Below are 26,204 nucleotides of genomic sequence, written 5' to 3' on the forward strand. Positions count from 1 at the left end.
AATTAAAATATTTATAATATAATAATTTAACTGCGTTTTTGCAGACATGGAAAATGTTTGATTATTTAACTATACTTTCAAGTACTTCTTTAAACGTTGGAGTAGGCTTAAATGAAACTAAACCACAAATTACTGATTTTATTTTTAGTACCTCTATTAATTGTTGGTTTATTAAGCTTAAGTGGACTTTTATGGTCACGTTATCATTTTACCAATACCGTTACAATTGACACATCTAAAGTCCAAGCTGCATTAGAGATGGAGATTAATGATAAAGAAGCGTTTAAAAATGTGATTGATTATCTAGCTTATCGAGATAAACAATCACTTATAAGTTATCAAAATCACATTAATCATTTTAATTACTATCTAGCACAATATCAGTCCCTACCTCTAACAAAAAAAGAAACACAATATTTAGAAACCTTAAAAAACCATTTTGAAAAATTTCAAACCCATACACATAATCTAATTAGCATTGAAAATGATCAGATTAATCAAATCAAACAACTAAACTTTTTACTCAATGAAAAAATAGAAACTACATTAGATGATAATTGGCAAAAACAGTTATTAAAAAGTGATAAAGAGTATGCAATTAAGCATAATGCCTTATTAGAGATAGAAATCAATACTTATGAACTAGCTTCTGCTGTTAGTGGCTATATTTTAGAAGCATCACCTCTACTTAAGGAACGTATTTATGATAGTGTTGATGATATAGAAAAATGGTCAAACATACTCAAAAAAACTAACTTAGATGCTAATGAAAGCGTCTTTTTTAACCAGATGAGTAAATATATCGAGCAAGTAAAAGGCACTGCCAGTCGGATTGTTGCCCTTGAAGATCAAAAGCGCAGTGAAATGGCCTTATCAACGACCATATCAAAAAGTATGGATAGCCTATTAGATAATGAAATACAAAATGCCGCATTAGATGACCTTACCAATACACAACAAAATGTCTCAAGGATTAATATTGCCATTATTATAAGTTTAGCTTTAATCATGTTACTAAGCATTTTAATCGCTTATTGGTTTATCAAACAATATTTTAGTAAACCTGTAAACAAATTAAAAAATATTGCTGAAGCCATTGCTGTGGGTAAAACAGATATTCAGATTGATGATGCTCAAAGTGGTGAGTTTGGTGAATTATACCCAAGCTTTATCAAATTAAACCAAAACACACAAAACTTATCTAAAATTGCAAAATCCTTAGGTGAAGGTAAGTTTGATACTGATATTCAACCAAGATCCAAAGAAGATAGTCTTTCATATGCATTGATTGAAATGCGTAATAACTTACAAACATTTGACACAGAGAATAAACAACAAGTTTGGATAAAAACTCAAATTGCGACTATTGTTCAATCTGCACAAAGCCTTTTAGATATACAAACACTTGCACAACAAGTCATAAGTAACTTATCTGAAACCTTAAATGCGGGCTTTGGCGCATTTTATTCGCTTGAGATAGAGAATGAGAATGATCAACATACAGATGCTAAATTAACATTAATCGCAAGCTATGGCTATGAACAACGTAAGCAAGTTGCCAATCAAATTAATATTGGCGAAGGCTTAGTTGGCCAGTGTGCCTTTGAGAAAAAATCAATACTACTAACAGAAGTGCCCGATGATTATATTAAAATTTCATCAGGATTAGGCAATCACAAAGCTTTAAATATTATGGTACTGCCAATTATCCATAATGATGATGTATTAGGTGTCATTGAAATTGCATCTTTTCATCTATTAGGTGATAAAGAGCAAATGATTTTAAAAGAAGTCAGTAATCATTTAGCCACGATTATCAGTAATGTAATCTCACATACTAAAACACAGAGTTTACTAACACAATCTCAATCGATGAATGAAGAGCTACAGTCTCAGCAACAAGCATTAGCAACCTCAAATGAGGCACTTGAGAAACAAACACAAGCACTAAAGCAATCAGAAGAAGAGTTACGCTCACAAAGTGAAGAACTAAGGGTTATGAATGAAGAATTAGAGGAGAAAACCGAGCGCCTTGAACAGCAGAAAAAAGAATTAGAAAGCGCACAAGGTGACTTAGAACAACGTGCTCAAGACTTAGCTTTATCAAGTAAATATAAATCTGAATTTCTTGCTAATATGTCACATGAATTAAGAACACCTTTAAATTCTTTATTGATTTTATCTAAAAAACTCTCTGAGAATCGCGATGGCAATCTGACTGAAAAGCAAATTAAATCAGCTAAAATTATCCATAAAGGTGGCCATGACTTATTAACTTTAATCAATGATATTTTGGATTTATCCAAAGTTGAGGCTGGTAAGCTTCAAGTTGAGATATCCCCTTGCTCAATTACAACAATTTGTGAAGATTTAAAAACACAATTTGAGCCAATGGCAAATGATAAAGGCATAGACTTTCAATTCCATATCAGTGACCAACTGCCAGAAACATTCGAATCTGATAATCAAAGAATTACACAAATTTTAAGAAATTTTATATCCAATGCCTTTAAGTTTACAGAAACAGGTTCTGTTACAGTTAAAGTTAGCCAACCTAATAAAGACTTATCCATTCATGGGCAGATACAGCCAGCGAATCAATTAATTACATTTTCTATTATTGATACTGGTATCGGCATTGCTAAAGATAAGCAACGCATTATATTTGAAGCTTTCCAACAAGCTGAAGGTTCAACTTCTCGTCAATATGGTGGTACAGGCTTAGGTCTTGCAATCTCACGTACGATGGCTGATTTACTCGGCGGTGAAATTACCTTAGAAAGTGAGGAAAATAAAGGTAGTATCTTTAGTCTACATTTACCATTGAAATCACCATCACCTCAAAAAGTTGCCGCAGAGGTTATATTTAATAGTGCAAGCAGCCAACAGAGTCAAGTAACTGGCAAAATATCATCTCATTTAGCTACAAGTGATAGGATAGAAGTACAACAAAACCCAATAGATAAAATAGATAAGAGACAAAATTATAAACCAAGCATTCTAATTGTTGAAGATGATGAAACATTTATTGAAATTCTAAGCGACTATGCAGTTGAACAAGGCTATGAAGTGAAAACAGCATCTTCAGGTAAAGATGCGATAGAAAAAGCGATTGTTGAACAACCCAATGCAATTATATTAGATTTAGGTCTACCCGATATCGATGGTATCAAAGTCCTTGAAACATTAAAAGATAACCTACAAACACGTCATATTCCCATTCACGTTATCTCTGCTCGAGATGAAAATCCACAACTTAAAGCACAAGGCGCTCTTGGTTATTTAAAAAAACCACCGACAGAAGATTCACTAATGGATGTTTTTAAACGGTTCTCTTCTGTTATACAGTCTGATCTTAAACATATACTAGTTATTGATGATGACCAAATAAGCCAACAAGCTGTTTGTGAACTAATTGATAATGATACAAATACAATTAAAGCTGTTAGTAGTGGTAAAGAAGCACTATCTTATCTGGCAGCAAACCAAGTCGATTGTATTATCTTAGATTTAAACCTACCGGATCAATCAGGTTTTGAAATCTTAGATCAATTACACCATACCTTCGCTTCATTACCACCAGTTGTTGTATATACCGCTCGTGATCTAACAGAACAAGAACATCAACAACTACAAAAATACACACAAAGTATAGTCGTTAAAGGTGTTAACTCCCCCAACCGTCTACTCGATGAAGTAACTCTATTTTTACATAGTATTGAAAATAACTTACCTAAAGAATCAAGAAAAGAAATTAAAATGCTTCACAGCGGTGATCAGGCACTAAAAAATAAAAAAGTATTATTAGTTGACGATGATATGCGCAATGTATTTGCATTATCGAGTGAATTAGAAGAGTACGCACTTGATGTTGTCATTGCATCTAATGGACAACAAGCAGTTGATAAATTAAAGCTAGAATCAGATATCCATATTGTTCTAATGGATATTATGATGCCTGTTATGGATGGTTATCAAGCCATTGAAGAAATTAGAAAAGATAAACAGTTTAAAAACTTACCAATTATTGCCTTAACTGCCAAAGCAATGAGCGATGATAAGGAAAAATGTATACAAGCGGGTGCAAATGATTATATTGCAAAACCGATTGATGTCGATCAGCTAATATCCATGATGAAAGTATGGTCGGCTAAATCATGATTGAAAGAAATGATATCGAGATAGTTGAAGTTGATTTACTACTTCATGCAATTGAAAAAGCCTATGGTTATGATTTTAGGCATTATGCTAAGTCCTCTTTAAAAAGACGACTTAATTTATTTATGGATAATTATCAGATTACATCCTATATACATTTAACGGATATCATATTGCATAATAGTGACTTATTTGAGGAGTTGTTAAAACACCTATCGATTACTGTCACTGCCATGTTTAGAGATCCATTATTTTACCGCTCATTTAAAGAAAATATACTGCCTGTACTAAAAACATATCCCTTTGTTAAAATATGGAGTGCCGGTTGTGCGACAGGCGAAGAAATCTACTCACTTGCTATTTTACTACATGAAGAAGGCTTTTTAGAAAAAACAACGCTTTATGCAACAGACTTTAACAACCAAGCATTAAATATTGCCAAAAAAGGTATTTACTCAACCGAACATATGAAAAAATTTATTGATAATTATAATCAATTTGGCGGCAAAAAAAGCTTTTCAAACTACTACACCGCTAAATATGATGCTATTAAATTACATGATTTTTTAAAAGACTCAATTGCATTTGCTAATCATAATCTTGTCACTGATAGATCCTTTGGTGAAATGAATGTTATTCTGTGTAGAAATGTAATGATTTATTTTGATAATGATTTAACAAACAAAGTCTTATCTTTATTTAAACATAGCTTATGCCACCGTGGTTTTTTATGTATAGGAACTAAAGAGACATTACAATTTTCACAAGTAGAAAATGATTTTGATGTCATCGATAAACAAATGAAAATCTATCAAAAGAGGTAAAAATGAAATATCAGGCAGTTGTTATTGGTGCTTCTGCAGGTGGCTTAAATGCTTTTAGTGAAGTTTTGACAGAGCTTTCGAAAGACTTTAGTTTACCTATTTTTATTGTTCAGCATTTAATGGAAAATGATGATAGTTACTTAGCAACGCATCTCAATCAGATTACTCAAGGTAGAACAGTCATTGAAGCCTGTGATAAAGAGATCATTCAAAAAAATACGATTTATGTTGCACCGCCTGGCTATCATATGTTAATTGAAAATAAAGCTGCCATTGCATTATCTTTAGAGCCACCAGTTAATTATTCAAGACCATCAATTGATCTATTATTTAGCTCTGCCTGTGATGTTTATAAAAATCAATTAATTGCAATTTTATTAACAGGAGCCAACCAAGACGGCTCAATCGGACTTAAATTAATCAATCAAACTGGTGGTATGTGCATTGTTCAAGATCCTAAATCTGCCTCAGCACCAATGATGCCTGAATCTGCTATCATTAAAGTACCTAGAGCTAAAGTCATGCAATTAGTAGAAATCACACAGTGGTTGAATCAAATGGAGATGAAAAATGGATAGTAAATCTCACTTTAAAAAATCAAATATATTAATTGTTGATGACTTAGAAGATAATTTAGTTGCTATGGTTGAGGCATTAGAGGGCATTGATGCCAACTTGATCACAGCTAACTCAGGTGAAAAAGCACTCGAATTGATGATTGATGAAGAATTTGCCGTTGTGTTAATGGATGTACAAATGCCACGTATGGGTGGTTTTGAAACAGCTGAACTAATGAGAAAAAATAAGCGCACCAGAGGTATCCCAATTATCTTTGTCACAGCGATATCTAAAGAGCAACAATATGTATTTCAAGGCTATGAAGCAGGTGCAGTCGACTATCTATTTAAACCGATTGAAACACATATTTTAAAATCAAAAATCCAGATTTTTCTTAATATCTACCAACAGAAAAACACAGAAATCTTACAAACTGTCAGTGAATTACGTATCGTAAAAAGAGAATTAAAAGAGAAAAATCAAGAATTATCAAAGCTTGCTTTAAATGACCCATTAACATCGATTGCCAACCGTAGACAGTTTGAAACAGATTTAGAAAAACAAATTGCTTATGCTAAAGATCATACTGATGAGCAATTTGCAGTTATTTTCCTTGATTTAGATGATTTTAAATCGATTAATGATACCTTAGGTCATCCTATTGGTGATCAATTATTACAACATATTGGCAAATTATTAACTGAAAATACACGAAAGGAAGATTATCAAGGACGTTTAGGTGGTGATGAGTTTGCCATTATAGTTACTCACCTTAATAAAGCTTCAGATGCGCTAAAAACAGCTAATTTAATTAAATCTGTCATAGATCAAAACATTGAAATTGATGGTCACTTAATTTATACCTCATTTAGTATGGGTATTGCCTGTTATCCATCTGCAGGCAATACCTCAAAAGAGTTAATGCATAATGCTGATATTGCTATGTATCATGCAAAAGCTTTAGGTAAAAACCAGATTTGTTATTTTACAGATGATTTACAAGATAAATACTTAGCTCAGCTAGAGCTTGAAACGCTAATTAAAGAAGCAGTTAATCAGTGTGCTTTTGAATTAATTTATCAACCTATTTTTAATTTAGAAACTAAAAATCCTTATGGCATTGAAATATTACTTCAATGTAAACACGCCAAACTTCAAAGTATTCAACCGAATGTATTGATGTCTATTGCTGAAAATATTGGCATCTCTGAAACCATTGGTAACTGGTTAATCAATCAAGCACTGCTTAAAGTTCAATCACTTTATGATCAAGGCTATGATGACTTATTTTTTACAATCAATTTCTCTACAAAACAATTATTACATCCAACCTTTTTTACTAAACTTAATCAAGCACTTTGTCAGTACTCATTCCCTAAAAAACTTTTAATGCTAGAGTTAAATGAAAGTGCTTTAATTACATTTAAACAAAATGATCACTCGCTTTTATACCAATTAAATAAGTTAGGCATTAATATCATCCTTAATAAATTTGGTACTGGTTATTCTTCTTTAATCAAGCTACAAGAAATACCCTTTTTCGCATTAAAAATAGATGCCTCATTTATTCAAGGAATTGGTGACAATAACAGTGCTGAAATGATTATTAAAGCCATTATTTCAGTAGCTAAAAATTTAAATATAGAAATTATTGCCGAAGGCCTTCAATCGGATCAACAACTAAAGTTCTTAGAAGCAAATCACTGCTTATTTGTTCAAGGAAATTTATTTCAATCACCTTTAAATGCTGAACAATTAACGATATTTTTGGAAGCTTATAATGAATAGTCATAAATTCACAGATTTAATTGAGACACCTAAAATATTAATTGTAGATGACGATGTAAAAAATCGATTTGCATTTACTGAGGTACTAGAAGATATCAACTGTGAATTATTTGAAGCAGACTGTGGTGAAATTGCATTAAATTTAATCACTCAGCATCAGTTTGCATTAATTCTTTTAGATGTACAAATGCCGAAAATGGACGGCTTTGAAGTAGCAAACTTAATTAAAAAACATAAATGTACACAAGATATACCGATTATCTTTGTTACAGCTTTCAGTAAGGATCAACAATATATCCGTTACGGGCATGAACTAGGTGCTGTCGATTATATTGTTAAACCTATTGATCCCTTTGTACTAACCAGCAAAGTATCAGTCTACCTTGATCATTATCGACATAATAAAATTATGGAAAATCAATTATCTAATCTAGATATGATACAAAAAGATTTATCACGCACAAATACTGAATTAGAAAAAATAGCTAAATATGATGCTTTAACAGGTTTGTATAATCGCCTAGGATTCGATGAATTTATTGAAAAAAGTATCACAAATGCCAAAAACCAACAACAAGTATTTTGTATGATGTTTATGGATTTAGATAAGTTTAAATCCGTTAATGATCAGTTTGGTCATGATATTGGTGATCAATTACTCGTACTTGTCAGTCATAGATTTCAAAAAACGCTCACTTCCACAATACATTTTTTACCTGTGAAAAGTGATTATGCCATTGCACGCTTAGGTGGTGATGAATTTGCCATTATATTAAATAATATTACAAAGACTCACTACGTTGGTAGAGTTGCTGAATGTTTAATAGATGCTTTTAGACTACCGTTTTTAATCAATCAACATGAATTAAGTATAGGCTTAAGCATCGGCATTGCTTTTTATCCAGACTCTGGCACAACGGTTGAATCAATTATTAAAAGTGCAGATACAGCAATGTATCGTGCTAAAAATAATACTAATGATACATTTTATTTTTTCAATCAAGCCATGCAAGATGACTATCAATTTTATAAAACAGTTGAATCTGGTATTCAACAAGCATTGGATAATAATGAATTTTATTTAGCCTACCAACCAATTTATCTATTAAATACTCAAACAATTGTTGGCGCAGAAATTTTATGTCGCTGGCAACACCCTAAATTAGGTGATATCCCACCAGATACCTTTATTCCTATTGCTGAAGAAATCGATTTAATTAAACCCCTAGGGCATTGGATTTTTAAAACTGCTTCACAAGAAATAGCAACGATTGATAAAACACTATGTAATAAACTATTTTTTGCAATTAATACGTCAATTAAACAGTTTGATGATCATAGTTACCTTACATTTATTCAAGAGCAGATCAAATTACATAATCTACCAAGTCATATTTTTGAAATTGAATTAACAGAATCCACACTGACAACTAATTCATTAAACTTTGATAAAACAGTCAATGAACTTGCTAAACTTGGTGTACGTATTAGTATCGATGATTTTGGCTCTGGTTACTCATCACTTAAACGACTACATAATTTAGCTATTTCAATTTTAAAAATTGATCAGTCTTTTATGAAAGAAATACACACAAACCATCAACAAAGAAATATGATAATCACAATCTTAGATTTGGCTAAAAACCTTAATTTAGAGGTGATTGCTGAAGGAATAGAAACTAAAGAACAATTAGACTTTTTAAAAGAACATCACTGTCAATATGGGCAAGGATTTTATTTTTCAAAACCTCTAATCTTTAAGGAATTTATTAAATTATTAAAATAAACTATTGTTTTTTAAGTTATTTTTCCAAAACTTACTCGAGGCAATCCGCCTAAATCAGGATAAGTTTTGACATGACAAAATTCTTCATCGCATAATTTTTCTCTGATGATTTGATCTTGCAAATAACCATGCTCTAAAAAAATACTCCCTTGTGGCTTTAAATAGTTTTTCGATTGCTTAATAATTGCAAATAAGTCTTCTAAACCATTGTTTTTTGAGTATAATGCATGATGTGGTTCATATTTTTTTACATTTGCTTCAACTGCTTGATCAGATCTATCAATATAAGGTGGATTGGCGATAATAATATCAAAGTGCATAGACTGTGTTACTGCACTAAACCAATCAGATGCAAATAAAGATACATTGTCTAATCCTAAGTGTTGGCAATTTTTTTGCGTAATAGATAATGCTTTAAGGCTTATATCTGTTGCCAAAACTAAAAAATTTTTTCGCTCTTTTGCGATTGCTAAAGCTAGAGCACCACTACCACAACCTAAGTCAATTAAAGTTTTTGTATCATTTTTATCTGGATAGGTTTCTAAAACAGCTTCAACGAGTATCTCGCTATCACTTCTTGGAATTAACACAGATGAATCAACATATAATTCAAAATCCCAAAAAGCTTGTTTATTAATTAAATAAGCAATGGGTTCACCTTGTAATGCTCGATTAATCAAAATTTCCAGTTGATTATATTCTACTAAAGTTAATTGCGTTTCAGGATAAGCCTTTAAAAACGTACGCTCTTTTTGTAGGACAAAGCTTAATAATACTTCTATATCTAAATAAGGTGATGTAGATATTTTTTTAAACTGATTAATCCAAGTTGATATAACTTCTTCAATGCTCATCATATAATTAACTAAACTGTGCTAATAGATCAGCCTGATGCTCTTGTAGGAGTGGCTGAATAACACAATCTAAATCACCTTGAATAATTTCTTCTAATTTATAAAGTGTTAGATTAATTCTATGATCACTGACTCGCCCTTGCGGATAATTATAGGTACGGATACGCTCAGAACGATCACCACTACCAACTAATGATTTTCTAGCTTGTGCTTGCTCTTGACGTTGTTGATCTTGCTCTTTTTGTAACAATCTTGCTTTTAACACTGACATCGCTTGTGCTTTATTTTTATGTTGCGAGCGTTGATCTTGACATTCAACAACAAGCCCTGTCGGTAGATGTGTAATACGAATTGCTGAGTCTGTTTTATTGACATGCTGACCACCGGCACCCGATGCTCTAAAGGTATCAATTTTTAAATCATTGGTATTAATATCAATGGCATCAATCTCTTGTGCTTCAGGCATAATTGCAACCGTACAAGCTGAGGTATGCACTCGCCCTTGCGACTCAGTAACTGGCACACGTTGCACACGATGAGCACCTGATTCAAATTTTAATTGCGAATAGACTTTTTCACCGGATATCTTAGCAATGACTTCTTTATAACCACCATGTTCACCAAAACTTTCACTGACAATTTCAACACGCCAACCTTTAATTTCAGCATAACGACTATACATACGAAATAAGTCCCCTGCAAAAATAGCCGCTTCATCACCGCCTGTGCCCGCCCTTACTTCAAGGAATACATTGGCCCGGTCATTTGGGTCAGAAGGCAATAATAAAATCTGTAACTGTCCTTCTAAAGTTTCCATAGATGCTTTCGCTTGATCAAGTTCTTCTTGTGCAAGCATAGCCATTTCTTTATCTGATTCAGTGAGCATTTCTTGTGCTTGCGTATAGTCACTTTCAGCGTTTTGATAGTCACTAAATGTTTTAACTAATTCTTCTAAATCTGCATACTCTTGAGATAATTGACGAAATTGATTCTGATCATTAATCACATCAGCATCACTTAATAATGCACTTAATTCTTGATGGCGATCAAGCAGGTTTTCTAATTTTAGACGAATACTTTCTTTCATAAATACAACTTATTTTTTGTTTAAGATTGATTATCAGAGTCAAGACCAAATAATTCAGAAGCATTATCCAAAAGCTCATCATGTCCTAAAACAGCGGCTTTACGCATTGAGATACTTGGTTGATGCAGCCATTTATTTTTAAGGCTGTGTACTAATTGAGTTAATACTTCATAAGGGTCACTACCATTATCTAGGCGCTTTAGACTTTTATGTAATTCATTTAAAGCTAATTGATCTGTACTTTTACGTAATGCTTTAATTCTATGAACTCTTGCTTTATAGCGTAATTTTTCTAAATAATCATCCACCATCTGATCAATTAAGCGCTCAGCATAAAGCGATGCTTTTTGACGTAATTGTTTATTTTCTTTAATGATTTGATTTAAATTATCAATACCATAGAGTGTAATTGAGTTTAATTGATTTAAATTAGGGTCAATACTTCTTGGAACTGATAAGTCAATCAATAGCTTAGTTAGTTGAGATGATTCTAATAAATTAAGTAATTGACTATTAATAATATATTCTTTAGCACCAACAGCTGATATCACTAAATCAGCACAAGAAAGTAATTCAGGTAATTTAGTTAAAGGTTGATATTCTGCTTTAACTTTTTCTGCTACAAGCTTTGCCTTATCCAAGGTACGATTAAGAATAATCATTCGATTAGGCTTCATATTAAAAATATGTCGCGCAACTAATTGAGCAGTTTCACCTGCACCAATAATCAATACTGTTTTATCAGTTAAAGTTTCTAAGTAATGTTTTTTCGCTAAATGCGCGGCTGAAAAAGCTACAGAGACAGGACACTTACCAATATCGGTGCGACGTCGAATCGCTTTTGCTGCTAATAAAGCTTGCTCAAAAAACTGCCCTAAATGACCCAATAAATACTTATTTTCTAATGCGCTTAAATAGCTTTGTCTAACCTGACCTAAAATTTGTGGCTCGCCAAGAATCATCGATTCTAAGCCTGAAGCAGTTCGCATTAAATGTCGTAGTGCATCAATTTCATCTCGAGTTGTTATATACGCCTGATACGCTTTAGAGACATTTTTTGCCTGTAACCACCATTGAATAAGCACTTCTTTTGGAAATTGACTTACAATATACAACTCAGTTCGATTGCAAGTTGACAGAATAGCAATTTCCTCAACTAAGTTTGCATTGAGTAATTCTTCTTGCGCAAGTATTGCCTGATCCTTTCTAAAAGAAAGCATCTCTCTAACTGCGACTGAAGCATGGTGATAATCAATACCAAGCATATATAAATGAACTGAAGCCATATCACTAAAAATCTATTTATTAAACTTACCGACCGTTTAGTTTTTTAAACATTGGCCAGTTACTGGTTGCTAATTTTATCATATTTTTTCCAAAACTAAAGTTTTAGACAGATTTTGCTTAAATATAAGTATAAAAAACCTTTAACCTATCAAGGTAGTTAAGCTAAATTAAAAGTAAAATGGCGCTGTAAATAGCTTGACGCTAGCAATTATTATTGCTTAAGATGGTTCACAATGATTTTTTTATTAAAACTTGTAGGAGAGATCACATAATGAAAAAACTATCCCTTATCACAGCTGCATTAAGTGCCATTGCGCTTAGTGGTTCAGCTTTTGCAGCAACAGCTAGTAATGATGCTAGTTCAACAGCATTTAAAACACAGATGGATAAAGTAAGCTATACGATTGGTTATAAAATCGGTAAAAGTACTAAAGAGCAAGATATTAATCTAAACGATAGTCTATTTATCCAAGGCTTCCAAGCTGCAACAAAAGGTACAACACCTGCAATTTCAGAAGCAGATATGCAAACAGTTATGCAAGACTTTCAAAAGCAAATGATGCAAAAAGCTTTAGAAAAGCAAAAAGAATTAGCTGATACCAATGCTAAAACTTCAGAAGCATATATGGCTAAAGTTACCAAAGAAAGTGGTGTTGAAAAATTAACTAATGGTGTTTACTACAAAGTTGATACAAAAGGTACTGGTAAAGTAATGCCTACTGCCGATGATCAAGTTGTTGTCACTTATAAGGGCATGTTACCTGATGGTAAAGTTTTTGACCAAACACAAGCAGGTAAAACAGCTACATTCCCAGTCAGTGGTGTTATCCCTGGTTTTAAATCAGCATTAGAAAAAATGACTGTTGGTTCATCTTGGACTGTTTATATTGCACCAGATCAAGCCTATGGTAAGTATGCACCACCAATGATTGGTCCAAACCAAGCGTTAACCTTTAAAGTAACTCTAAAAGATATCAAACCTGCTACAGCAGCTGCAAAAGCAGACATAGCGAAAAAAGTAGCACAATAAACTTTGTGTTACTTTTTTAAATTCTAATTTTATTTATCCAAAAATATTATAACTGTTCACTGATTGAGTACCTTCATTTATTAGTGGACAAGGATCTTCATTTTTTTTATCTTGTACGCATAAAAAGACTAAACGATCAACTGTAGTTTTTCCCTGTTTTTGTTGAACGGTTCTAAAGTCAATTCCATCTCCACATACTAAATAAGCACCAATTGAGCTACTATTTCCAACAATAGTACATCTCTGAAGCGTTTTAGAAAAATGAACACTATAGTGACCACTTGTAGCACTTTTAATATCATCAAACTGTGTCTTTTTACCAAAACCATCATAAAATGTAATATCCCCCAAGCCAATTGAAACAGGTGATGTATCACCTGCAATTGGATGTGGTGGCGGGGTTGCGGCATCAACATTAACATCCATCTTAATAGTTAAATCATCTGAACTTTCAAACCAAATATCACGACAATTATGACTTTTATTATCTTCTGTATAACAAGCAGCTGATGTCACCTTTATAACAGAACTTGCCGATGATACTTTTGTACTCCATTTACCATTATTATTCTTCTTATGCTCAATTTTTACTATGCCAGCACTTCTGCCTGCACCAATAAAATTCAATGATAAATCAACTTCTTTTTCTGCGCCATCGCAAGTACCAGCCCAAGTGTTTTTGTCTTCAAAATTGAATAGGCCATTTTGTAAATTATTATTTTTTAAGCCTTCGATGGAAAAAGGTAAGCCACTAATACTATTAATGCAGGTGGTTGAGTCTTTTTTTATATCGACAGAGTATGCTGATCTATTAAATATTTGTACTTTATAATTTGCCGAAGCATATACATTACTATAAATGAATAAAATACTAAGTGTAAAAATTTGAATTATTTTCAAGGCAAACCCCTTCTTAAATTATTATATTTTTAAGTTATCATTTCATCAAAATATAATAATCAGATAGTAACAAACAAAATACCTCATAAAATAAGGTATCTCTTTTTTGAATAAGCCTTGACCGATTGATCAATCCTGGGATAATTAAGCTTAAAAAGAGGTAATTCATGCGTATTATTACTTTTAATGCCAATGGCATTCGAGCAGCAGCAAGAAAAGGTTTTTTTGATTGGTTTGAAAAGCAGAATGCTGACTTTTTATGCATTCAAGAGACTAAAGCACAGCGTGATCAACTAGATGATCCAATTTACCACCCTAAAGGTTATTACAATTACTTTTTTGATGCTGAAAAAAAAGGTTACAGTGGTGTTGCAATTTATAGTCGAATTAAACCTAAAAATGTTATTACCGGCTTAGATATTCATTGGGCCGATACAGAAGGTCGATATATTCAACTTGATTTTGAGAATTTTAGTATTGCTTCTTTATACTTACCATCAGGATCTAGTAAAGATGAACGTCAAGTTATCAAAATGCAATTTTTAGAGAAATATCAATCGATTTTAGAACAACAAATCAATGATAAAGACAATATGATTATCTGTGGTGATATTAATATTGTCCATAAAGAAATTGATATTAAAAATTTTAAAAGCAATCAAAAAAACTCTGGCTGCTTACCTGAAGAGCGTGCTTGGCTTGATTATGTTTTTGATGAAATTGGCTGGGTTGATGCGTTTCGAGTAGTTAACACCGAAAAAGATCAATATACCTGGTGGTCAAACCGAGGGCAAGCAAGAGCAAATAATGTCGGTTGGCGAATAGACTATCAATGGACTACCCCTAATTTAAAATCAAAAATAGTAGATGCCTGTGTTTACAAACAACAGTGGTTTTCAGATCATGCACCACTAACATTAGATTATCAATTTGATGTTAATTAAAATTGTTATTTGACATCATCTATTTTTATAAGAATAATACTTCAAATTAAATATATTAAATAAATTAAAAGGATTTAGTTTCATTTACTATGATTAGTATAATTATTCCTACTTTTAATGAAATTGAACATGGCTATCTTGAAGATATATTAAGCAAATATCAATCGATTGCAGATATTGAAATTATCTGTGTTGATTCTAACAGTGATGATGGTACAAAGGCACTGATACAGCAATCAGATGCTTACTTAATATCGACTAACAAATATAATAGAGCGGCAAGAATTAATGAAGGTATTTTACAGGCTAAAGGAGACTTAATCTTATTACATCATCCACGCTCTATCCTACCGATTGAAGCCATTGATTCACTTCAGCAATATAAACAAACTAAATATTTTTGGGGTGGCTTTAAACATCAGTTTGATCTTAAACACCCTTTTCTATCTTTTATCTCTTGGTACTCTAATCAAGTACGCTTTATTAAAAAAAATATTGTTTATTTAGATCATTGTATTTTTTTAACCAAAGACTTAGCAAGCCTATACTTTCCAATTCAAGAGCTAGATATATTTGAAGATACCTTAATATCTGAGCTATTAAGCCAAAATAATCAACCACAGATGCTTAATTATCCTGTAATGACCTCATCGATTCGCTTTCAACAAAATGGTATTTATAAACAATGGCTATCTAACCAATTATTAAAATTCTGTTATAAAATCGGTATTTCAGATCATAAAATGAATCGATTTTATGAAAAAAACTGCCCATTAAATGTTAAAAAATCAACTTATAAGAAATAGATTCAAGTGATCTTAAGCTTCTATCTGCAGCTAAATTATTTAAATCATATAAAATCAATTGAAATTAGTTTTAACCTAATCTAATAGTCGGCATAATTAAATAAATAAAAATAATGACCCAATCATAAAGGTTAAGTATTTATTATGGATATTTCACTAAGCTTAATGCTTATTCTAATTTTAGCGATTTTTTGTCAATGGTTATCTTGGCGAATTCGGTTGCCAGCTATTTTATTTTTATTAGCTGTTGGTATTTTATTAGGGCCGATCGCAGGCTACTTAATCCCTAATCTACCCAAAGGTATTTTAGACCCTGAATATCTATTTGGTGATGATTTTCTACATGCTGCTGTCGGTATAGGCGTTGCCATTATCTTATTTGAAGGAACAATGACTTTAAAGTTTAAAGAAATTGGTAAACAAAATCGTAGAACCGTCGCACTTTTAATTACCTTTGGTTATATCGTAACAGCCATTCTAACAACTTATCTAGCCCATGAATTATTAAATTTTCCATGGTCAATTGCAGCGCTTTTAGGTGCTATTGCTTCTGTTAGTGGTCCAACGGTTGTCGTACCCATTCTAAGAAGTGTAAGACCAACACAGAAACTTTCTGATGTCATACGCTGGGAAGGTATGCTTGTTGATCCAATTGGTGCTGTTGGTGCTGTTATTGTCTATAGTACGGTTTCCCATTGGCAAAATAATGGCATTATTAATGCATTTATTTTCATTCTTATTATCGCTGTTGTCGCAAGTGCCATTGGCATTATCTTTGGCTTTGTTATCGGCGTTGCATTAAGACGTAGTTGGGTACCGGATTATTTATCAAACCTTTTTGTATTAGCTGCAATTGTTACGGCATTTGTTTTAAGTGAACATTTAATTGAAGGTTCAGGCCTTTGGACAGTCTCAGTGATGGGATTAATTGTTGGTAATATGCGTAGCACTCATATTGAAGAAGTTCTAAACTTCAAAGAACATTTAAGTGTTTTATTAATCTCCATTTTATTTATTATCTTAGGTGCGAATCTATCGTTTGATAATCTTGAATTAGTAATCTTACCAACACTTGTATTACTTTTAGCATTACAATTTATTGTACGTCCTTTGGTTGTACTTTTCTGTACGATAAAAAGTTCATTGAACTGGCGAGAGCGAATCTTACTTGGTTGGATATATCCACGCGGCATTGTTGTTGCATCTGTTGCGGCTTTATTCTCAATTAAGGTTGCTCAAGAAATGCATGAGCCTGTATTTGGTCATCAATTAGCCTTAGTTACCTTTTTAATTATCATTGGTACTGTCACTTTTCAAAGTTTAACTGCGCCATTTTTTGCACGCTATATTGGTGCTTCAGCCCCTGATCCAAGAGGCTTTTTAATTATTGGTGCTAATAAACTTGCGCGTGATATTGGTAAAGTCCTACAAAAGCAAGGTGTTTATGTCTTACTGGCTGATAACACATGGCGTGAAGTCAATAAGGCTCGCCTTGAAGGCTTACCCTGTTATTATGGCAACCCTGCCTCAGAGCATGCTAATTGGCATATTAACTTAATTGGTATTGGTCGAATGCTTGGATTAAGTCACTTAAATCAAGTCAATACTTTATCAGCAGTTAAATTTCGCCAAGAATTAGGGCGAGATACGATTTTTATGTTACCATCGGCTGATGATGATAAAACCACCATGTCTTTAATTGATAAACATTATAGCAAACGACTATTTAGCAAAGACTTTAACTTTGACCAGTTTGCACAGTGGTTCAACCAAGGTGGTATTATTAAAACAACACTTATTACCAATGAATTTAGCTGGCAAGATTATCAAAAACAATATCAAGGTCGACTTGTTCCCCTATTTGTTGTCACCCCAAAAGAAAAACTTCACGTATTTTCTCCTGAGAGCGTTATTAATAATGAAGGCAACTGGCAAGCACCTGCTGGTTGGAAGATTATTAGTTTTATATTACCAGAGCACCTTTCTATGGAAGCTGATAAAGCATAATGTTTAAATTAATGAGCATTAATCAGAAACTTTAATTCACCAAATTATTTCAACTACTAGGCTTTCGTAATATTTTTGTAACACTTATCATTTAAGATAATTTAGTAATTTAAATAAGTGATGGTTTAGATATTAATGTTTAGCACATCGAAAGGCGATCGACGCTTTTTCTCTCTAGCAACAACATTAGCACTTGCTTTAGTTGTTGTATTTTTAATGTTATTGGTAAGTTTAATTATCTTTAGTTTACCGAGTATTAAAGCATTTGGCTTTTCATTTCTTTGGACTAATAAATGGAACCCAGTAACCAATCAATTTGGAGCATTAGCGGCAATTTTGGGCACGGTTGTAACCTCATTGATTGCATTGATCATTGCCGTTCCTTTAAGTCTTGGTATTGCGATTTTGATCGATAGCTTATTACCACGAAAAATCGGTCAAATCTTAGCTCGATTAATCGAGCTTATGGCAGGAATTCCAAGTATTGTTTATGGTATTTGGGGGTTATTTTTCTTATTACCATTTATTCAACAATTACAATTAAAATTACTACCCTTATCAAACTATATGCAGGCTAAATTTGACTTATTACAAGCCGATGGCTCATTTTTATACTATTTCAAACCGATTGTGATGTTTTTTGTTAAGGCATTACCAACAGGCAGTAGTATTTTTGCAGCAAGTCTTATTCTAGCAATTATGGTCATTCCTTTAATTTCTTCAATTATGCGCGAAGTATTAGGCAATATGCCTGATATGGTTAAAGAAGCAGCCTATGGTACTGGTGCAACACATTGGGAAGTGACTAAATCAGTATTACTACCATTTGCAGCACCTGGATTATTAGGTGCTATTATTTTAGGCTTTGGCCGCGCACTAGGTGAAACGATGGCCGTTACTTTTGTTATCGGTAATACGCATGCACTAGAAGGTTTATTTATGCCATCAACTACCATCTCTGCAACCATTGCCAATGAGTTTAATGAGGCTGTTGGTACGCTTTATCCATCGGCTTTAGTTGAAACGGGATTAATTTTGTTTATTATTTCACTGATAATTTTATTAATTTCACGTTATTTCCTTAAAAAATCGAAAAGGAAGCCTTCATGAATCTAACTGAAAGCACCCCCATTAAACGTAAAATCAAAAATACCGCTTTTAGAAGCCTCTGTTGGTTAGCTGCTATTATCAGTGTTTTGGTTTTATTAAGTGTATTATTGGAACTCTTTTATCGCGGTATTGATTCTTTAAGCTTTGACCTGCTTTTATATGACACGCGAAGCCTAGGTCTTAGAAATGCAATTATTGGTTCATTGATTATGACCTTATTATCGATTTTAATTGTCACCCCCATTGCCATTTTAATTGCAACGTTTTTAGTTGAATGTAGAGATAAAAATCGCCTCGTTAAATCGATTCGTTTTATCAATGATATATTATTAAGTACACCATCTGTTATCGTTGGGATTTTTACTTATACATTAATCGTAGCTTATAGTCGCTTCTCAGCACTGGCAGGCGTATTTGCCTTAAGTTTAATTGCATTACCTATTATTGTTAGAGCTTCTGAAGATGTACTATTTCTTGTCTCACCAATGTTAAAAGAAGCAGCCATTGCATTGGGAGTGCCAAAATGGAAAGTCATTGTTATGATTGTTTATCGCTCAGCAAAAAGTGGTTTAATTACCGCTGTCATTTTAGCAACAGCACGGATTATGGGTGAAAGTGCTCCACTTTTATTTACCTCAGCAAAAAATAGCTTTTTATCATTTAATTTAACTGAGGCAATGGAATCTTTACCTGTAATGATTTTTGAAAACGCCATGCAGCCATACCCCCAACTTCAAAACCTTGCCTGGTCTGGTGCATTAATTATTACCGTTTTAGTGCTTATTATGAATTTATCTGCCCGTTGGCTTACCAAAAATAAATAGTTAATAAAGAGGCTTATTATGTCTAATGATAATCAATTAAATGAACAAGAAACTTCAGATAACACAAATGCATATTTTGAAGTAAAAAACTTACATTTTTTCTATGGTAAGTATGCAACACTCTCTCGTATTAATACTTCTTTTAATAAGGGTGAGATTACAGCATTAATTGGCCCCTCAGGCTCTGGGAAATCAACACTTTTAAGAACATTTAACCGTATTTATGATTTATACCCAGGTCAACATGCAACCGGTGAAATTTTAATCGATGGCGTTAATATTCTCTCTGACTCTATCGATGTTAATATGCTGAGAAAAAAAATCTCAATGGTTTTTCAAAAGCCCACCCCCTTTCCAATGAGTATTTTTGATAATATTGCTTTTGCAGTTAAAATTCATGAAAATTTAAAAAAAGACCAGCTATCAGATCGTGTCGAGCAAGCGCTAAGAGATGCAGCCATTTGGGATGAAGTTAAAGATAAATTACATACTCCAGGAACCTCATTATCAGGTGGTCAGCAACAACGCTTATGTATTGCAAGAACGCTTGCAATTAAACCAGAAATATTATTACTTGATGAACCAACCTCAGCCCTTGACCCTATCTCAACTCAAAAGATTGAAACACTGTTAAAAAAACTCAGCAAGCAATATACAATTATTATTGTTACCCACAATTTAAAACAGGCACAAAGATTATCCAGTTCGACTATCTTTATGTCAGAGGGACAAATTATTGAACAAAATACAACGGAAAATTTATTTAATAACCCACAAGATCCGTTAACCCAACATTATATTCAAAATGACTGATAAGGAGTCTTAGTGATGTTAAACAGCAAGCAATATAGAAAAAAGCTTAAAGTGTTATTATTTAGCCTTGTAGCTACAAGCACTATTCTAACGTTAAGTGCCTGTTCTGACTCAAACCAATCATCCGATGGTAGTACGACATCGAGTTCAAATATGAAAATTATGGGTGCTGGTTCAAGCTTTATTTACCCTGTCATGTCACGCTGGTCAAATAACTATTATCAAAGAACCAATGTACAAATTAATTATCAACCCATTGGCTCAGGCGGTGGACAACGCCAAATATTCCAACGTACCGTTGATTTTGCAGCATCAGATCAACCGCTAGACTCTGAAACACTCAAAAAATATAAGCTTATTCAATTTCCAATGATTGTTGGTGGTATTGTTCCTGTTATAAATATAAAGGGCGTCTCTATGAATCAGCTAACTTTAAGTGGCACAGTATTAGCTGATATTTACATGGGTAAAATACGTTATTGGGATGATCCCAAAATTACGCAACTCAATCCAAAATTAAAACTTGCACATAATTTAATTATTCCAGTTCGTAGAGCAGATGGCTCGGGTACAACTTATAATTTTGCTAATTATCTAGCTAAGGTAAGTCCAACTTGGCAGAAAAATGTTGGTGTTAATACAACTTTAACTTGGCCAGCTACTACAATTGGCGCAAAAGGTAATGCAGGTGTTGCAGCTCAAGTAATGCAACTACCTAATAGCATCGGTTATGTCGAGTATGCCTATGCCAAAGAAAATCATATGAATACGGTTAAACTCATTAATAAAAATGGCAAAGCAATTGCACCTACTTTATCAAGCTTCCGAGCATCTGCTGAGTATGCTAATTGGTCAAGTAAAAATGACTATCATGTTTTATTAACTGATCAACCAGGTAATAATAGTTGGCCAATTGATGCTTCAACCTTTATTTTATTACCAACAAATAATTCGAAAGAAACCAATCAAACAATTCTTGCATTTTTAAGCTGGGCATATGATGAAAAAGGTCGTGATATCGCTGCTAAATTAGATTATATAGGTATTCCTGAAACAACGGTAAAAAATATTAAAACGTATTGGCAAGAACGTTTAGGTAGTCATAATTAAAGGTCAACTGTTTGTTTAATTTATCCAAGAAATACCTTACCAGCAGGATATCGTACTCTTGGTGTACTTTTGGTTGCTAAAAAGAAGCCTAATGCCAAAGGCCCAACTCTACCTAAAAACATAATAGCAATAAGGACAAAGCGTCCAAGATTATCTAAATTAGCTGTTACACCACGCGATAATCCAACGGTGCCAAAAGCTGAAAAAACTTCAAAAGCTAAATCAATAAATGATTCATGATTCGTAATTGTAATAATAAATAAGCCTGTGATTGTAATTAAAAGACTAATAGAGACTAATGCTAATACTTTTAACATTTGCTCCATACTTAGGCTACGATGAAAAACAGAGATATGATCTTGGCGTTTTAAAAATGCAATCACAGAGAGCATTAATAGTATAAATGTAGTTACCTTTATTCCACCTGCAGTTGAGGTACTACCGCCACCGATAAACATCAAAGGCATCATCATTAACGATGTACTATTATACAGTGACCCTATATCAACTGTATTAAAGCCTGCTGTTCTTGTTGTTACCGACTGAAACCAAGATGCCCAAATGCGGGCAGAATTACTATCAAGCGCACCTAATGTCTTAGGGTTAGACCATTCCAACATCATAAAAGCAACCATACCCCAAAGTATCAAAAGTAATGAGCCTAAGAGCATTAATTTAGAGTGTAAGGTTAATGTTCTCCAGCGTCTTTTTTCATTAATATCCGTTAATACTGAATAACCAAGACCACCAATGATAAATAGTGCTGGTATTACAATATTAACTAAAGGATCACCAACCCAACGCGATAGGCTATCGGGAAATAATGAAAACCCAGCATTATTCAAAGCTGAAATAGAATGAAAAATTGACTGCCATATGCCTTCTAACCAGCCAAATTCAGGAACAAAATGAAAGGCTAGCAAAGCTGCTCCTAACAATTCAAGAATAATGACCACTTTTAAAATAACCCAAACCAAGCGAACCAAACTACCTAAATTGGTATGATTAAGGTCTTCTTTTAGTAAGATTTGTTTACGTATTGGAATACGCATACCCAATGCGGTTAAGATTAAAACTGCAAATGTCATCAATCCCAAGCCCCCAAGTTGGATTAAAATTGCAATAATAATTTGCCCAAACACAGTAAAATGACTGCCCGTATCTACTACGGCTAAGCCTGTTACAGTAACCGCAGATACTGCTGTAAATAAGGCATCATACCAACTAGTAGGTTCATTTGATGCAATGGGTAACATTAAAAAAAATGATCCTAGGATAATGCAGGTAGCATACATAATCATTAGAATCGCTGGTGGTGGTAATAGCACTGTATGGGCTTTTTTTCTTGAAAGTAATGTTCTTACAGGCATTAAAATAACTCGCTGAGTTTATTTAATTCATCTTTTGAACCAATTATAAGTAAGCGATCCCCTTCTTGAAGATCAACTGACATATCCTTAAAAGCAATAAAATCTTTTTCACGCATCAAACCAACGATTGAGAAGTCTTTACCCTCATATTTCGTAAGTTTTGATAGTGTGACTTCTTTGACTTCAGCTCTGATAACATAACTAACTAAATAACGTCGATTACCAAGGTTAATATAATCAAAGGCATAAGATGTATGTAATGCTTCTGCAATTTGTAAGCCCATATCACGCTCTGGATGAATAATTCTATCAACACCCAGTCGCGATAGAATCCTTTGATGTGTATCTGATTGAGCTTTTACCCAAATGGTATCAACGCCAAGATATTTAACATTCATCGTAGCAAGAATATTTGCTTCTAAATCATCACCAATTGCAATTACAGCCACATCATAGTTTTTAACTCCCGCTTCTTGTAAGGCGATTTTATCTTTAGCATCGGCAATAACAACATGAGAGATTTCATTGGCAAATTGACGCGCTAATCTTTCATCGGTGTCAATACCTAAAATATCATCGCCCATCTTAGCCAGTGCTTGAGCAACTGTACCGCCAAAGCGACCAAGACCGATAATAACAAAATTCTTTTTCTTTTTTGGTTTCATAAAGAACTGTTCCATATGATAGATAATTACAAATCATTGTTAGTTTAAACTTTTTATTTTGGCGGTTAAAGAAAATATTATATAAATAGTTATTGATCAATATCACTAACTACTACATAAAATTTAATTACCAAAAGCATTTAAGTAGCGATAATTAAAGCTTACCCTAATGCAAAAAGGAAATTATAAATTAGATGGCAACTTTAACAGGAGAACGATTATTACTCTGTGACTATGCATTTCATCAAACAATAGAAAAACCACACCGTAATACTAAAGTTAAAACATTTGGGGTTTATAAAAAATAAAATCATAATTATATAATTTTCATTCACTTTTACACCACATGTTAATTTAACCACCACCACATAAGGTTTGATTAATATCACATTGTGGTCGTATACCAGCTTGTCTTTGTTGTTGATTTAAATTTGAAATCATTTGATTCGTTAATGAGTTGATATTATCACATTGACAGACTTGACTTGCACAACAACTACATTGCGCTAACGTTTCAACTAACATAATCTGCTGTAGTGTACTGACATCTTCAATTGTTGAACAAGACTGACTTAATAATGTCATTTGCGTATGCTTTGCAGGTGGAAAAAGTGGATTATGCTCTTGGCCAATACCAACAGTTGTACACATCGTTGCATCACATGAATAAGCAACTTGTGTGCCATTCGATGTTAGATTATTACCATAGGCTGAACAAACATTCTGACAAAGCTTACCTTTAGGGTTAATTATCTCTTCATAATTACTCTCAGAATTATAAAGTCCACAACCTTTATCTGTAGGAAAATCAGGTATACATTCTTGATGATTACTCTCAGATACATTATAAGCTGCTGACCATACATTATTACTTTTTAAATTTAACAATGAATAATCACTTGCTGTAGTAATATTACTAGAAACCACTTTATTTGCATTACAGTTTTGATCAGCTTGGCCTATTTGATAAGGTCCATTAAAAATAGGACATTTACATTCAACGATATTATTTCCATTAACATCTTTTTCACCTGTTCGATAACAAGGTGCTGTCATACAACCAGCATAAACTCCTGCATCATTACCTGTGCAAGATGTGATAGGATCACCTGTATCTTGATTGATATAATCTTGTGTATAAATCGGTGAAAATACAGAAATTAAATCAGCGCCAGGTACTAATAAATTGGTATTAATGGCTTCACACACAGGTGCAGTAATATCACCACTAGCACATTTTTCACCATTTTTACCGCAAGCTTCTACAGTTTCTTTATAAATAGTTAAATTTGATATTGCATTAATATCAACTAAATAAGGTATTTTAGGTGAGATAATATTGGTAGATATTTCATAACACGAACAATTTGCATAAACACCATCATCTGATAATTTACAGGGTAGTGGTGGATTATCTGGGTTAGTACCCGTTGGATCATCTGGGCCTGAATAATAACATAATGCATATGAAAACTTTCTTCCTACAGGTGGCATACATTGAAGAAAATTAGAAGGGGTAGTTACAATATCAGCATAACTTGGTCCATAAGCTGTCGTATTTTTGCCATTAAAAGTATAAACATCGCCAACACTTACCCCATTTAAAATAGCATCACTATATTCATGTGCATAAATCTTATCATTTGTATTTGCATAAGATAAACTACTACAAAGAATCATCCACAGACAATAACAGCATAATGCAACCAATAATCTGTGGATTGTTTTTACATTCAATTTTTTCATGAACTACCCCAAGCTTATTTTCAAACAATAAATCATAACTAAATTGTAGTTTATTGATAAAATATAGAGAGTCATGTAATTGTATTAATTTATTTAATCACTATTTCTTTCAAGCGGTAAATCACTATTATATTGAACAAACTCAATTTCAAATCCATTAGGATCGATATAATAAATATTTTTTCTAACACCATCTGATTTAGTTGGAATAGAGCAACTAAAACCAACAGCTTTAAGACGACTCTCTAATGCTTCAATATTATAAGTCACATAGGCAAAATGAGCTAAGCCTATTTGATTTGATGTTAAGTCTCGGTTATTACCAACACCATGATCACTAAATGCTATATACTGATACTGATCACCAAAATGTAACCATTTTCGTTTATATTGATACCAATTTGACTCACCTTGTGAGCGAATAGCCCAATGCGGCTTGATAAAATAATAATGTTTTCTCTAAGTCACTAACAACAAGGTTTATATGCTCTAAATGCATAGTTATTCTCCTAAACGATTTAATTAACATTTAAATCA

20 protein-coding genes and 1 pseudogene are annotated in these 26,204 nt (G+C 32.9%); 13 read left to right on the top strand and 8 right to left on the bottom strand.

Annotated elements, in window-relative coordinates; all coding sequences use genetic code 11:
- Positions 1-111: 111 nt before the first annotated feature.
- The 5 genes from KFE69_13920 to KFE69_13940 are packed head-to-tail and all read left to right on the top strand — an operon-like array spanning position 112 to position 9,114.
- A complete protein-coding gene (locus KFE69_13920) occupies positions 112-4,161 on the top strand; it encodes a response regulator (protein ID UTW42545.1) in 4,050 nt (1,349 codons plus the stop codon).
- Complete coding sequence (locus KFE69_13925; GenBank protein UTW42546.1) at positions 4,158-4,982, top strand: protein-glutamate O-methyltransferase CheR; 825 nt, start codon at positions 4,158-4,160, stop codon at positions 4,980-4,982. The genes KFE69_13920 and KFE69_13925 overlap by 4 nt, the downstream gene beginning before the upstream one ends.
- Positions 4,983-4,984: 2 nt before the next feature.
- Complete coding sequence (locus KFE69_13930; GenBank protein UTW42547.1) at positions 4,985-5,560, top strand: chemotaxis protein CheB; 576 nt, start codon at positions 4,985-4,987, stop codon at positions 5,558-5,560.
- Positions 5,553-7,328 carry an EAL domain-containing protein gene (locus KFE69_13935; protein UTW42548.1) on the top strand — a complete coding sequence of 592 codons (1,776 nt, stop codon included), beginning with the start codon at positions 5,553-5,555 and terminating at the stop codon, positions 7,326-7,328. The genes KFE69_13930 and KFE69_13935 overlap by 8 nt, the downstream gene beginning before the upstream one ends.
- Positions 7,321-9,114, top strand: coding sequence for an EAL domain-containing protein (locus tag KFE69_13940; protein UTW42549.1), 1,794 nt, complete (start codon positions 7,321-7,323; stop codon positions 9,112-9,114). Before KFE69_13935 ends, KFE69_13940 begins: the two co-directional genes overlap by 8 nt.
- Positions 9,115-9,125: 11 nt before the next feature.
- On the opposite strand, the gene prmC is transcribed toward KFE69_13940, so the two are convergent.
- From prmC to KFE69_13955, 3 genes are read right to left on the bottom strand one after another with little or no spacing between them, the layout of a single operon-like run.
- Complete coding sequence (gene prmC / locus KFE69_13945) at positions 9,126-9,968, bottom strand: peptide chain release factor N(5)-glutamine methyltransferase (GenBank protein ID UTW42550.1); 843 nt, start codon at positions 9,966-9,968, stop codon at positions 9,126-9,128.
- Between the two features lie 7 nt (positions 9,969-9,975).
- Positions 9,976-11,055 (bottom strand): peptide chain release factor 1, encoded by a 1,080-nt coding sequence (prfA, locus tag KFE69_13950; GenBank protein ID UTW42551.1) that lies wholly within the window; start codon positions 11,053-11,055, stop codon positions 9,976-9,978.
- Between the two features lie 20 nt (positions 11,056-11,075).
- A complete protein-coding gene (locus KFE69_13955; GenBank protein ID UTW42552.1) occupies positions 11,076-12,341 on the bottom strand; it encodes a glutamyl-tRNA reductase in 1,266 nt (421 codons plus the stop codon).
- Between the two features lie 272 nt (positions 12,342-12,613).
- Between KFE69_13955 and KFE69_13960 the strand changes: the two genes are divergently transcribed.
- The gene (locus KFE69_13960; protein ID UTW42553.1) at positions 12,614-13,372 is read left to right on the top strand and encodes an FKBP-type peptidyl-prolyl cis-trans isomerase; all 759 of its coding nucleotides are present in this window, start codon (positions 12,614-12,616) and stop codon (positions 13,370-13,372) included.
- Between the two features lie 33 nt (positions 13,373-13,405).
- Here KFE69_13960 and KFE69_13965 read toward each other — a convergent pair whose 3' ends face one another.
- Positions 13,406-14,272 carry a hypothetical protein gene (locus KFE69_13965; GenBank protein ID UTW42554.1) on the bottom strand — a complete coding sequence of 289 codons (867 nt, stop codon included), beginning with the start codon at positions 14,270-14,272 and terminating at the stop codon, positions 13,406-13,408.
- Positions 14,273-14,439: 167 nt separating this feature from the next.
- On the opposite strand from KFE69_13965, the gene xth reads away from it, so the two are divergent.
- The 7 genes from xth (at position 14,440) to pstS (ending at position 21,886) form a co-directional block, all read left to right on the top strand.
- Positions 14,440-15,216 (top strand): exodeoxyribonuclease III, encoded by a 777-nt coding sequence (gene xth, locus KFE69_13970; GenBank protein ID UTW42555.1) that lies wholly within the window; start codon positions 14,440-14,442, stop codon positions 15,214-15,216.
- A gap of 89 nt (positions 15,217-15,305) precedes the next feature.
- Positions 15,306-16,022, top strand: coding sequence for a glycosyltransferase (locus tag KFE69_13975; protein UTW42556.1), 717 nt, complete (start codon positions 15,306-15,308; stop codon positions 16,020-16,022).
- A 144-nt stretch (positions 16,023-16,166) separates the two neighbouring features.
- The gene (locus KFE69_13980) at positions 16,167-18,029 is read left to right on the top strand and encodes a sodium:proton antiporter (protein UTW42557.1); all 1,863 of its coding nucleotides are present in this window, start codon (positions 16,167-16,169) and stop codon (positions 18,027-18,029) included.
- A 135-nt stretch (positions 18,030-18,164) separates the two neighbouring features.
- Positions 18,165-19,139, top strand: coding sequence for a phosphate ABC transporter permease subunit PstC (pstC, locus tag KFE69_13985; GenBank protein ID UTW42558.1), 975 nt, complete (start codon positions 18,165-18,167; stop codon positions 19,137-19,139).
- Complete coding sequence (gene pstA / locus KFE69_13990; protein ID UTW42559.1) at positions 19,136-19,963, top strand: phosphate ABC transporter permease PstA; 828 nt, start codon at positions 19,136-19,138, stop codon at positions 19,961-19,963. The genes pstC and pstA overlap by 4 nt, the downstream gene beginning before the upstream one ends.
- Positions 19,964-19,981: 18 nt before the next feature.
- Complete coding sequence (gene pstB / locus KFE69_13995; GenBank protein UTW42560.1) at positions 19,982-20,776, top strand: phosphate ABC transporter ATP-binding protein; 795 nt, start codon at positions 19,982-19,984, stop codon at positions 20,774-20,776.
- A 15-nt stretch (positions 20,777-20,791) separates the two neighbouring features.
- Positions 20,792-21,886 (top strand): phosphate ABC transporter substrate-binding protein PstS, encoded by a 1,095-nt coding sequence (gene pstS / locus KFE69_14000; GenBank protein ID UTW42561.1) that lies wholly within the window; start codon positions 20,792-20,794, stop codon positions 21,884-21,886.
- A gap of 20 nt (positions 21,887-21,906) precedes the next feature.
- On the opposite strand, the gene KFE69_14005 is transcribed toward pstS, so the two are convergent.
- From KFE69_14005 to KFE69_14020, 4 genes and pseudogenes are all read right to left on the bottom strand, one after another.
- Complete coding sequence (locus KFE69_14005) at positions 21,907-23,256, bottom strand: TrkH family potassium uptake protein (protein UTW42562.1); 1,350 nt, start codon at positions 23,254-23,256, stop codon at positions 21,907-21,909.
- Positions 23,256-23,921: a TrkA family potassium uptake protein gene (locus tag KFE69_14010; GenBank protein UTW42563.1), complete on the bottom strand. Its 666-nt coding sequence runs from the start codon at positions 23,919-23,921 to the stop codon at positions 23,256-23,258. Before KFE69_14010 ends, KFE69_14005 begins: the two co-directional genes overlap by 1 nt.
- A 354-nt stretch (positions 23,922-24,275) precedes the next feature.
- Positions 24,276-25,667 (bottom strand): hypothetical protein, encoded by a 1,392-nt coding sequence (locus KFE69_14015; GenBank protein ID UTW42564.1) that lies wholly within the window; start codon positions 25,665-25,667, stop codon positions 24,276-24,278.
- A gap of 93 nt (positions 25,668-25,760) precedes the next feature.
- Positions 25,761-26,166: pseudogene (locus tag KFE69_14020) on the bottom strand (VOC family protein).
- Positions 26,167-26,204 lie beyond the last annotated feature (38 nt).

The organism is bacterium SCSIO 12844 (assembly GCA_024397935.1).
In the GTDB taxonomy this organism is placed as follows: domain Bacteria; phylum Pseudomonadota; class Gammaproteobacteria; order Francisellales; family Francisellaceae; genus M0027.